Origin of the sequence: Pseudoalteromonas sp. S3776, assembly GCF_005886915.1 — a bacterium.
Taxonomy (GTDB): domain Bacteria; phylum Pseudomonadota; class Gammaproteobacteria; order Enterobacterales; family Alteromonadaceae; genus Pseudoalteromonas.
Genome location: NZ_PNCU01000067.1, coordinates 1 through 11,305, shown reverse-complemented (window position 1 = coordinate 11,305; position 11,305 = coordinate 1). Strand labels below are relative to the sequence as shown.

At 41.7% G+C, this 11,305-nt stretch carries 9 protein-coding genes; 2 read left to right on the top strand and 7 right to left on the bottom strand.

All coding sequences use genetic code 11. The features are described 5' to 3' along the window. Positions 1-173: 173 nt before the first annotated feature. Positions 174-2,099, bottom strand: coding sequence for an alpha/beta hydrolase family protein (locus CWC16_RS18080; protein WP_138542536.1), 1,926 nt, complete (start codon positions 2,097-2,099; stop codon positions 174-176). A gap of 268 nt (positions 2,100-2,367) precedes the next feature. Next, positions 2,368-4,824 carry an acyl-CoA dehydrogenase FadE gene (gene fadE / locus CWC16_RS18075; protein ID WP_138542535.1) on the bottom strand — a complete coding sequence of 819 codons (2,457 nt, stop codon included), beginning with the start codon at positions 4,822-4,824 and terminating at the stop codon, positions 2,368-2,370. Between the two features lie 297 nt (positions 4,825-5,121). Here fadE and CWC16_RS18070 point away from each other — a divergent pair, with 297 nt between their 5' ends. Next, positions 5,122-5,886, top strand: coding sequence for a class II glutamine amidotransferase (locus tag CWC16_RS18070; protein WP_138542534.1), 765 nt, complete (start codon positions 5,122-5,124; stop codon positions 5,884-5,886). Between the two features lie 72 nt (positions 5,887-5,958). On the opposite strand, the gene CWC16_RS18065 is transcribed toward CWC16_RS18070, so the two are convergent. From CWC16_RS18065 to cmoA, 5 genes are all read right to left on the bottom strand, one after another. Continuing rightward, on the bottom strand, positions 5,959-6,696 hold the full coding sequence (locus CWC16_RS18065; protein ID WP_055017291.1) for a DUF3108 domain-containing protein: 738 nt from the start codon (positions 6,694-6,696) through the stop codon (positions 5,959-5,961). Positions 6,697-6,712: 16 nt separating this feature from the next. Next, entirely contained in the window at positions 6,713-7,360 is a 648-nt protein-coding gene (purN, locus tag CWC16_RS18060) for a phosphoribosylglycinamide formyltransferase (protein WP_004588939.1), read from the bottom strand. After that, positions 7,360-8,412 (bottom strand): phosphoribosylformylglycinamidine cyclo-ligase, encoded by a 1,053-nt coding sequence (purM, locus tag CWC16_RS18055; protein WP_138542533.1) that lies wholly within the window; start codon positions 8,410-8,412, stop codon positions 7,360-7,362. The genes purN and purM overlap by 1 nt, the downstream gene beginning before the upstream one ends. 201 nt (positions 8,413-8,613) lie before the next feature. Further along, positions 8,614-9,582 (bottom strand): tRNA 5-methoxyuridine(34)/uridine 5-oxyacetic acid(34) synthase CmoB, encoded by a 969-nt coding sequence (cmoB, locus tag CWC16_RS18050; protein ID WP_138542532.1) that lies wholly within the window; start codon positions 9,580-9,582, stop codon positions 8,614-8,616. A gap of 12 nt (positions 9,583-9,594) precedes the next feature. Further along, the gene (cmoA, locus tag CWC16_RS18045) at positions 9,595-10,320 is read right to left on the bottom strand and encodes a carboxy-S-adenosyl-L-methionine synthase CmoA (RefSeq protein WP_004588942.1); all 726 of its coding nucleotides are present in this window, start codon (positions 10,318-10,320) and stop codon (positions 9,595-9,597) included. Between the two features lie 116 nt (positions 10,321-10,436). Here cmoA and CWC16_RS18040 point away from each other — a divergent pair, with 116 nt between their 5' ends. Continuing rightward, on the top strand, positions 10,437-11,126 hold the full coding sequence (locus CWC16_RS18040; RefSeq protein WP_055013885.1) for a DUF3334 family protein: 690 nt from the start codon (positions 10,437-10,439) through the stop codon (positions 11,124-11,126). Positions 11,127-11,305 lie beyond the last annotated feature (179 nt).

The following is an 11,305-nucleotide window of genomic DNA, read 5'->3' as shown; positions in this document are numbered from 1 at the left end:
AGTCCCGTCCACTCCGCCACTTGTTATTTCCTCAATAGCAAGCTTATAAAATCCTTAGTTAAATAATTTTACAAATTACTCTTTGGCTATCAGCTATCAAAAAAAGCCTGCACTCTTAAACTTAAGCACAGGCCATTTATTCATAAACTAATTTAATTTAGTTAAACAGGTAACTACTTTAAGTAAGTATCTAAAAAGTTTAAATAAGCGTTAGAAGCGCTGATACGGTTTTCTTTTTTAGTAAAACCATGGCCTTCATCTTCAAACAATACATACTCTACTGGAACGCCATTGGCTTTGACTGCGGCTACGAGTTCATCGCTTTCAACTTGTAAAACGCGCGGGTCATTAGCGCCTTGTATTACCATTAAAGGCTTTGTAATGTTTTTAGCGTGAAATAGTGGCGATATAGCACGATGACGTTCGCCATCTGTTGCAGGGTCGCCCATTTCATCGTATAAGGCCTTTTTGAAACTCTCCCACCATGGTGGAATTGAGTTAAGCGTTCTTACCCAGTTAGTAACCCCAAAAATATTAACACCTACTTTAAATTCTTCAGGTTCAAAGGCAAGGGCTGCTGCGGTCATAAATCCGCCGTAACTACCTCCCATAATGCCAATTTTTTCGCTATCGACCCAATCTAAACTCTGCAGGTGTTTTTTTCCGTACACAATATCTTGTAAGTCGTCGGTGCCGTGCTTTTTATCATCTAAATGAAAAAATGTTTTGCCATACCCTGAGCTACCCCGGTTATTAACGGCAAAAATAGCATAGCCATGGTTAATTAAGTGTTGCTGTGCAGCACTATAACCTGTACGGCTTTGCCCGCCAGGGCCACCATGCACCCAAATTAAAGCAGGTACTTTATTGGTGCTGCTAGCTTGTTTAGGTTTATACAGCACGCCTGGAACTTCTAAGCCATCAAAGCTTTTAAAGCGAACGATAGTGCTCTTCACCAAATCGTCTTGATTTACTTCTTCACTTAATGTGTTCGTTAGCTGCTTAGCGTTATTACTACCCACTTGCCAAACAAATAAATTGCTTGGCGAAGTATCAGAGTTTAAATAAAACGCCATCGTTTTTTCATCACTAGAGAAGTTTACACTGCGCAAATTACCTGCAGGTAGCTTTGGCATGGCAATGTTTTTACCTGTTTTAGTGTCTTGCACAGTGACTTTAGTACTGGCATCTGCATTGACACCACTTACTTGGTAACGGCCAGATTTAGAGAAATAGATAAAGGTTACGTCCCACTCATCTTCTAAAGCCGGTGTATGTTTGCCTGTGGCTAATTCATAGCGCCACACTTGAGAAAACTCACCTTTTGCGTCCGTAGAGTAGTATAAATATTTACCATCAGCAGAGAAGGTGTCAGGCGTATATTGTGCAGGGGTGTCGTGCTTAGATATGAGTTGCGGTTTAAGTGTTTTTTTATAAGTATCGAGAATGTATGTATCACTGTCTTTGTTTGTATTATTTTTAGATAAGGCAATAAAGCGTCCATCAGGGCTTATAGCACCTACATCCAATCCCTGTTCATTTTTATAAACAGGCGAAACTTCATAGGTTTTACTATCTACACGATATAAATCCATAAATTTGGCATCACGCTGATTGCTGGTGATAAAAAATTGGTTGCCATCTTTTGTAAAACCTGCAAAGCCAGCACGGGTTTCATCGCCAGGGGTTAAATCTTTGATTGAACCGTCAACTTCACGCACGTAAACATGGTAGCGCTCATTACCGCCTGAATCTTTGGTAAATAATACGCGCTCGTCATTAGGAAAATAGCGAACTGGGTAGGTACTGTCTTCAAAATTGGTTAAGCGCGTTTTACTGCCGGTTTTCACATCGACTTCGTATAAACTGTAAATGCCGCTTTCATCGCTACTGACTAAAACTTTATCACCACTTGGTGAAAAACTACTGCCCATTATGGATGTAGTATCAAAAAAAGTTTTGGCACTGTAGGTTTTTATAGTTTGTGCTGGTGAGGTTTGTTCAGTAGTAACATGTGTTGTATTGCTCGATTGACTACAGCCAGCGAGTGTAAGTGTAATTGCACATGCTAGTGCGCCAAACTTAAGTTTTTTTTTCATTAATACAGTCCTTGAATTGTTGTTAGCGTATTTGAGTGTTGCTCGAACGTTTTTTAAACGCAAGCATTGGAGCTTATTCAAGGCTTAATAAAGTGTTACAAAGCGTGTATTAAATAAGTAATTGGTAAGCTTTTAAAGTTTTGGTAGGTTTTATAATTTAAAAATACTGATTGAGCTAAAAGCGATTGCGCTAGGTACGTCAAATTGAGTACAAAAAAGCCAGCGCTAGGGCGCTGGCTTTTACTATTCACATGCTTAGCTTGGTTAATTAAGCTGCATCTGCTTTTGTTTCTTCGCTTTTACGTGCGGCTTTGCCTGCTAATAAATCAGCGGGGTCAAAGTCATCTACGTTAATTACATCTAAACGGGCTTTTTCTACAGCAGCTAATTTATCAGCTTCTGCTTGGCTTAATATGCCAGCTTCAAGGCCCATTTGCGCTACTTTATCAAGTTGGAAGAATGGCAGTTTAACGCCTTTTTCTTTACATACTCTTTCAAATAACGGCTCTACAGCGAGTACATCTTTAAGTGTTTGCTCTTGACGGCCAACTAGATTTAGTGGCTCATCTTTTAAGTAAACATAACTTGCTAAACGGTTACGCGTTTCGCTTGGTACTTGTAGAATCTGTGCTAGTTTATGTTCAAGCTTGTCGGTAGGTTTACGAACCGGGCGACCAAACGGGAATAACAATACTTTTAATACGCCACGTAATGGAGCAGACGGCATGTTATTAATCAAATCAGCTAGAGCACGTTGGCAATGGTAAAGATGATCCTGACAGCTCCATTTTACTAGGGCTAAATCTTCTTGCTTACGGCCTTCGTCGTTGTAACGTTTAAGCGTTGCAGACACTAAGTATAAGTAGCTTAGTAAGTCACCTAAACGTGCCGAAATACGTTCTTTACGTTTAAGCGAGCCACCAAATACTGCCATGCTAATGTCAGACATTAGGGCAAGTGATGCACTAAAGCGTGATGCTATACGGTAAAACTCTGCTGTGTCGTCTTTGTAAGGTACGCTGGTAAAACGTGCACCGGTAAGGGCAAGCCACTTAGTACGTACAAGGTTCGACATAGTAAAGCCAATGTGGCCCATTAGCGCTTTATCAAATACGTTAAGCGCTTCTTCGCGGTCTTCAATTTCACAGGCTCCAAGCTCTGTAAGTACAAATGGATGACAACGAATTGCACCTTGACCATAAATAATCATATTACGGGTCAAGATGTTGGCACCTTCTACTGTAATAGCAATAGGGGCACCTTGATAGCCACGACCTAAATAGTTATTTGGCCCAAGCATAATCCCTTTACCGCCAAGTACATCCATTGCATGAATGGTCGACTCGCGCATTTGCTCAGTAAGGTGGTATTTAATAATAGCTGATACAACAGATGGCTTTTCACCTAAATCTACCGCACCAGTCGACATGCTAACTGCTGCATCTGAGCTGTAAGCATAACCTGCAAGTTTAGCCAGCGATTCTTCAACACCTTCCATTTTACCAATAGGTAAACGGAACTGACGACGAATACGGCTATAAGCACCTGTTGCTGTTGCGATTGTTTTAATGCCACCGGCAGAGTTTGACGGCAACGTAATTGCACGACCTACCGATAAACATTCAACCAGCATGCGCCAGCCCTGGCCAGCCATTTCTGGGCCACCAATAATGTAATCAAGAGGAACAAATATGTCTTTACCGCGGGTCGGGCCATTTTGAAATGGTACGTTAAGCGGGAAGTGGCGACGACCAATCTCAACACCTGGTGTGTTAGTTGGGATAAGTGCACAGGTAATGCCTGGCTCTTTGTTGTCGCTTAGTAAACCATCTGGATCTTGCAGTTTAAAGGCAAGACCAAGTACAGTGGCCACAGGGGCAAGGGTAATGTAACGCTTGTTCCAGGTAAGGCTAATACCTACCACTTCTTCGCCGTTCCATTGCCCTTTACACACAACACCGTAATCAGGAATTGAGCTTGCGTCAGAGCCTGCTTCTGGCGAGGTTAATGCAAAACATGGAATTTCTTGGCCTTGGGCTAAGCGCGGCAAATAATGATTTTTTTGATCCTCAGTACCGTAGTGCTGTAGTAATTCACCCGGGCCTAACGAGTTTGGTACACCTACAATTGAAGAAAGCAAGGTAGACTTACTGGTTAGCTTTTGCAGAACACATGATTGTGCAAATGCAGAAAACTCTAAACCGCCGTATTCTTTTTTGATGATCATGGCAAAGAATTTATTATCTTTTAGATATTGCCATACATCTTGCGGTAAATCGGTAAGCTCGTGTGTTGCTTCCCAATCATCTAGCATGCTACAAACTACTTCGACAGGGCCATCAATAAAGGCTTGCTCTTCAATAGTGAGTTTAGGTACTGGGTATTGGTGCAGCTTTTTCCAATCTGGGTTACCACAAAATAAATCAGCTTCCCACCACGTAGTACCTGCATCGATTGCTGACTTTTCAGTATCAGACATGCTTGGCGTTACTTTTTTAAAGGTAGTAAAAATCGGCTTGATTATATATTGCTGACGAATGCCAGTAACAGAAAGAGGTACCGCGATGACCAAAAAGATCAACCAGCTAATTAAACCAAAAGCACCCGCAAAGGTACCAATTAATAAAGTTGCGGCAGAAACACCAAGTGCTGTGTTCCAACTCGCTCTGTGGTAAACCGCGATGCTGAGCAGTGCGATTAAACCGAGTGTAAATATGAGTGTCATTGCTTATTCCTTAATAGAGGTCAGACCACCTCAGTTAGAGTAGCGCTAGTGAGCGTAAGTTTCAAGTACATTACAGTGTTAAATTAACGACAAACTTGCTATTTTGCTTATCACAATTCCCTTTATGAGGGACGAGCATGCACCACTACTGTGTTTAATTCAATCACAACGCTTATTTAAGCGCTAAAAATCAGTAAATCAGCTAGCCAAAAAAGTTTTTTTAAGTAAGTATGTTTGTTGTAGTGCACAGTAAATTAAAGCGCTATTTATACGTATTTTTTAAGGGTTAGTTTATTAATGTGTGAATTACTTGGCATGTCAGCCAACGTACCTACGGATATTTGTTTTAGTTTTTCAGGCCTATTAGAGCGTGGTGGTAATACTGGCCCGCATAAAGATGGTTGGGGTATTACATTTTACGAGGGCAAAGGGTGTAGAACCTTTAAAGATCCTGAACCAAGTTATCAATCAGAAATTGCCAAACTGGTAAAAGCCTACCCCATTAAAAGTGTGTCGGTAATTAGCCATATTCGCCAAGGAAACCGTGGCCGAGTGTGCCTTGAAAATACCCATCCGTTTACCCGTGAGCTTTGGGGGAGGGAGATCACCTATGCACATAATGGCCAGTTATCTAACTATCATGATTTAAAGCCAGAGTATTATCGCCCAGTGGGTAACACCGACAGCGAGCTGGCATTTTGTTGGTTGCTTGACAAAATTCGCGAAAAGTACCCAAAACGCCCCTCTAATATGGCCTCTGTTTTTAGATACGCGGCAAAGCTTTCAAATACGCTACGTGAAAAGGGTGTATTTAATATGCTGTTGACCGATGGTGTATTTGTTTTAGCTTACTGCACAAATAACTTACATTACATAACGCGCCGTGCGCCATTTGGTAAAGCGACATTAATTGATGCTGATATGGTGGTAGACTTTCAAAAAGAGACAACCCCAAACGATGTGGTAACTGTTATTGCAACAAGGCCGCTTACTAATGATGAACGTTGGCAAAAAATGGAGCCAGGGGAGTTTGCGTTATTTAAAATGGGCGAACTAATTTAGTTAAACAGCCTCTAATTAAACACAAAAAAACGCGATATAAAATCGCGTTTTTTGTGTTTGCTATCACCGTGTTTACGGCGCTTCTGACCTAACTTCACTGCTACCAGTGGCTGGAGTAGAAACAGGTTGGGTAACCGTAAATGAATTCATTTGTACTTCAAACTGCTCCATGCCTTTTTCGCCTTTCCACATACGTACTAGCATGTAGTCCATTTCTGGCGCAAACCAAGCAAGGGCTTGGCGTTTATCGTTATCGTATAAACGTTTTACTTTTATAGCTTCTACGTTGCCAATTGGCAGCGAAATCATTTCTTTGCCAACCACTTCAAAGTTGTAGTCGCGGCGATTGCCTTTTTTATCAATAAGCGGAAACGAAAAATATGTTTCGCCTTTTTTTAAACCTTCGCGTACTTGTACTTGGTACGAAATAGCATCTTGAAATTCGTCAGTCCATTCGCATTTTAGCGGGTATTCGCTGGTGCTGCTGGTGACCACTTTATTTTGTGTATCGAAGTCTATTTTATAATCTTTATCTGGGCCGGTGCCGGTACGTACCATGTTGTAATGATGTGGCGTGACTTTGTTATCTAAAAAAGTAAATACAGAGGTTTCTTCTCGCTTGTCAGAGAAAATCATCCACTCAATATTGCTGTGATAAGTAAGTTGATATGTTTGCTCACCAACTTTTTTAAGTTCGCGTACAGCCTCGCCATGATTTTTACCTTTACGTAAAATATCGTAGCTGGCTTGATATTCTGTTAGTTCGCCTGCAATTAGGCTAGTAGGAAGTAAAGCGCCCACACATAACAGCAGGGCACTTATTTTTTTATTGTGGGTAGTGCGCGCCGTGTGCAGGAAGTTGTTTTTCGTCAAGAACTGCATAATCTGCTTCCATCGTAAGTCTGTGTTCACTGAACCATTTGACCACCAAAGGATAGATTATATGCTCTTGTTCGTGCACGCGTTTAGCTAATGTCTCTGCTGTATCATCCTTGAGTACAGGTATTTGCGCTTGAAGAATAACCGGACCGCCGTCTAATTCTTCAGTAACAAAGTGAACACTTACGCCATGAACATCGTCTTTTGCATCAATTGCTCTTTGGTGGGTATTCAGCCCCTGATACTTAGGCAACAAAGATGGATGAATGTTCAACATTTTTCCAACATATTTTTGCACTAAGCTAGGAGTAAGAATACGCATAAACCCAGCTAATACAACTAGATTTGGCATAAAAGAGTCAATTACATTCATTAATTGCGCATCATAGGCCTCGCGCGAGTCAAAATCTTTATGACTGAGCACTTTTGTAGCAATGCCTGCTTGTTTTGCACGCTCGAGGCCGTAAGCGTCTGCTTTGTTGCTGATAACAGCTGCTATGTGCCCGTTTATTTCGCCGCGCTCGCAGGCATCAATAATGGCTTGTAAATTAGAACCACTACCCGATATTAATACCACTAAGCGAATGGGTGCCATTACTTAGCACCACCTACAATTTCAACTTGCTCTTCACCAGCTACGGCATCGTGAATTTCACCAAGGTGCCAAGCGTTTTCGCCAAGCTCTTTTAAAATACTTAAACTTTGCTCAAGCGCATCGCTTGGTACTACTAATACCATGCCTACACCACAGTTAAATGTGCGGTACATTTCGTGCGTAGTAATATTGCCGTTTTCTTGCAACCAGTTAAAAACGGTTGGCCACTGCCAGCTATCACCTTTAACCACTGCTTTTGCAGAATCGGGTAACACGCGAGGAATATTTTCCCAAAAGCCGCCACCAGTAATATGCGATAGGGCATGTACGTCTACCTGCTTAAATAACTCCAGTAACGGTTTAACGTAAATACGGGTTGGCTCCAATAAATGCTCGCCTAAAGTTTTACCGTCAATAGTTTGGTTGGTATCGGCGTTTGATACTTCAAGCACTTTACGAATTAAAGAAAAGCCATTTGAGTGAGGACCGCTAGAGGCAAGCGCAATAAGTTGATCGCCGGCAGCTACCTTTGTGCCATCAATAATTTTAGATTTTTCTACCACACCGGTACAAAAGCCTGCCATGTCGTAGTCTTCACCATCGTACATACCCGGCATCTCTGCTGTTTCGCCGCCAATCAGGGCACAGCCAGAAATCTCACAGCCTTTACCAATACCGGTTACTACATCGGCCGCTGTGTCTACATCTAGTTTACCTGTTGCATAGTAATCTAGAAAAAACAGGGGTTCAGCGCCTTGTACTATTAAATCGTTTACACACATTGCAACTAAATCAATACCTACAGTGTCGTGTTTTTTTAAGTCGATAGCTAAACGTAGTTTAGTACCTACACCGTCAGTACCTGCTACTAGTACTGGCTGTTTGTAACCTTCTGGAATTTCGCAAAGAGCGCCAAAACCACCAATTCCGCCCATTACTTCTGGACGACGCGTTTTTTTAACTACGCCTTTAATACGCTCAACAAGTGCATTACCAGCGTCGATATCTACGCCCGCGTCTTTATAGCTTAATGACTGTTTTTGTTCGCTCACAGGTTTTCCTCAAATAATTGCTTGGGGTTGCTTTTCGATAGCTTAGAAACGCGCGTATTTTACAACAATTGCAACTGCGCGGCTAGCTCAAATATAGTTTTGAAATAATTAACAAGGACACTTGTCCGCTGCCTGTTGTTTAAATAAACAAAAAAACGCCCGTAGGCGTTTTTTTAGTAATTAAAGGCGTTAAATTAATAGCTATGCTTTTGCAGTTAAAATAGCTCTAAGTGGAGCAGGGTAACCTTCAATGGTTTTACTGGTATCGTTTGGGTCTAAAAAATCAACTAACGATTCGTTTTCCATCCAGTCGGTCTTGCGTTGCTCATCAAGCGTGGTAATTGCGCAATCTTTTATTTGCACATCTTTAAAGCCAACGCGCTCCATCCACAGTTTGAGTGCAGCAGTACTTGGAATAAACCACACATTGCGCATTTTTGCGTAGCGGTCAGTAGGTACCAATACGGTGTTTTCGTCGCCTTCAATCACTAAGGTTTCAAGCACTAACTCGCCACCTGGGCGAAGCTGCGCTTTTAACTGCGCTAAAAAATCAATTGGCGAGCGACGATGATAAAGCACCCCCATCGAAAACACCGTATCAAAGGCTTTAAGCTCGGGGAGGGCTTCTACACCTAGCGGTAATAAATGCACGTTTTCATCTGGGTTGTAATGTTTAATGGCCTGAAACTGACACAAAAATAAATCAGACGGGTCAATACCCACAACAAAATTTGCCCCCTCTCCGCGCATGCGCCATAAGTGATAGCCAGAGCCACAGCCTATATCTAACACTGTACGGCCTTTTAATGGCTCAATGTGAGGAAGCAGACGGTCCCATTTCCAATCGCTGCGCCACTCTGTGTTTATTTCAATACCGTGTACAGTAAAGGGACCTTTTCGCCATGGCATCATGCGTTTTAATAAATGCGTAGCTTGTTTTTGCTCGCCTTCGCTCATTTCCCCCGGTGCGCCAATTTCTACTTTAGTAGCAATATCAACGTGGGTTGTTTTTACTTCAGGCAAATTTTTAAGTACTTTTTGCCATTTTGGTAAATCGCCATGGCTTGCCTCGTTTTGCCAATGTTTTAATTGACCGGGCAGGGTTTCTAGCCAGTGGCTAAGCGGGCTTTGTGCAATTGCTGCGTAAAATTGGTTAAACCATTGAGACATACATTACTCTTTTTATTTAATTGCTACCATTGAGCAAAAATTAAAACATTGATACCACACCTGCGTTTGGCTAAAACCAATGTCGCTTAAACGATTAAAGTGCGTGCTTAGTGTATCGGGGCGCATCACGTTTTCAATGGCTGTACGTTTTTGGCTTATTTCAAGCTCTGAGTATCCATTGTGGCGTTTAAAGTCGTGGTGCAAATCAATTAATAAATTATCGCACTGTTCGTTTTCGGCTTTAATTTTTTCGCTAAGGAGTAGTACGCCACCGGGTTTTAAGTTAGCGTAAATTTTTTCAAGCACGGCTTGGCGCTGTAAAGGCGGAATAAATTGCAAGGTAAAATTCATGGCCACTACCGAGGCATTTTGAATTTCAAGCTCGTTAATATCGCCTAAAGTTACAGTAACAGGCACGTCAGACTTAAAGCCTTGTAAATGTACCTTACAGCGCTCAACCATAGCTTGGGAGTTATCTACAGCAATAATGTGGCAGTTATCGGTGCGAATGTTACGGCGCATACTTAGGGTAACCGCACCAAGCGAGCAGCCTAAATCGTAAAGGTTTGAATTACTTTGCGCATATTCACCGGCCAATTTACCCATAGTGCTTACAATGGTGGCGTACCCAGGCACAGAGCGCTGGATCATATCCGGAAAAACCTCAACCACATTTTGGTCAAAGCTAAAATCTTTTACTTGTTGCTCAGAGGCGTAAATACTGTCTTTTATACTCACTAAGGCAGTCTCTTTAAAAATAATGGCACTATTTTAACATTTTATGCTGGATAGTCAGTGATAAATTCAGTAGCTTGGCTAGAATTATGAATAATAAGTATAAAAGAGAACGTTAAATGAGCAAAAGTAAGGTAATTAGCACAGACGATATATTAGCAACCCTATGTCATTCAGTGACTGGGGTCCTGTCATCAGCCAGTGGCAACGAAATTAGCTACTCCGCCATGGTGCAAAAAATAACACGCACCTGTATGCGACCAGACATTGGTTGTTTTGTATTATTTGATGGTGGCTTTACAGGCCTTGTTGTAACCAACTTTACTGCGCAAGCGGCAATGGAAATTTACGGCGATTACATGCGCAATATGGGCATGCCTGAAGAAGAAATTGCCCACAGTCATTTATCCGATGACGTTTCAAATGTAATGGGCGAGCTGATGAACCAAATTGTAGGCGACTTTACCTCTAAAGTGCGTGAGCAATTACATACTTCTATTACACAAAACCAGCCAAAAATGATGGCAATCAACAAGCAAGTGCAAATATCGGTAGATACTACAATGGATCGCCCTCAAGCACGCCGCGTAACCTTTACTACGCGCAACCAAAATATCTTTTACCTAGAGCTGGCAATGGATAAAACGGAGTTTATTAAACTACACGACTTCGACATTGTAGAAGCCATAGACCCAGATGATATTATTGAAAATGAAGCTAAACAAAAGGCTCAAAAAGAGAAAGCTAAGTCAAAAGAAGCAGAGCAAGATGATGCCGATGACGACTTTATGGCTGAACTAGGGCTGTAATGTAGGTTGGGTTGAGCGAAGCGAAACCCAACACGCTTTTGAGCTGTCAGTTTTAAACTTTTAGCGGTCAGTATAAAAGTTACGATAGAGAACGCGATTTTAAATCGCGTTTTTTATTATTGAGCATTTTGATTACGAATTAGGTTGTATTTATAATTTCGCTGACCGCTGACCGCTGA

Coding starts and splice junctions, on each gene's coding strand:
- CWC16_RS18080 (WP_138542536.1), bottom strand. CDS start 2,099: ATGAAAAAAAAACTTAAGTTTGGCGCACTAGCATGTGCAATTACACTT.
- fadE (WP_138542535.1), bottom strand. CDS start 4,824: ATGACACTCATATTTACACTCGGTTTAATCGCACTGCTCAGCATCGCG.
- CWC16_RS18070 (WP_138542534.1), top strand. CDS start 5,122: ATGTGTGAATTACTTGGCATGTCAGCCAACGTACCTACGGATATTTGT.
- purN (WP_004588939.1), bottom strand. CDS start 7,360: ATGGCACCCATTCGCTTAGTGGTATTAATATCGGGTAGTGGTTCTAAT.
- cmoB (WP_138542532.1), bottom strand. CDS start 9,582: ATGTCTCAATGGTTTAACCAATTTTACGCAGCAATTGCACAAAGCCCG.
- CWC16_RS18040 (WP_055013885.1), top strand. CDS start 10,437: ATGAGCAAAAGTAAGGTAATTAGCACAGACGATATATTAGCAACCCTA.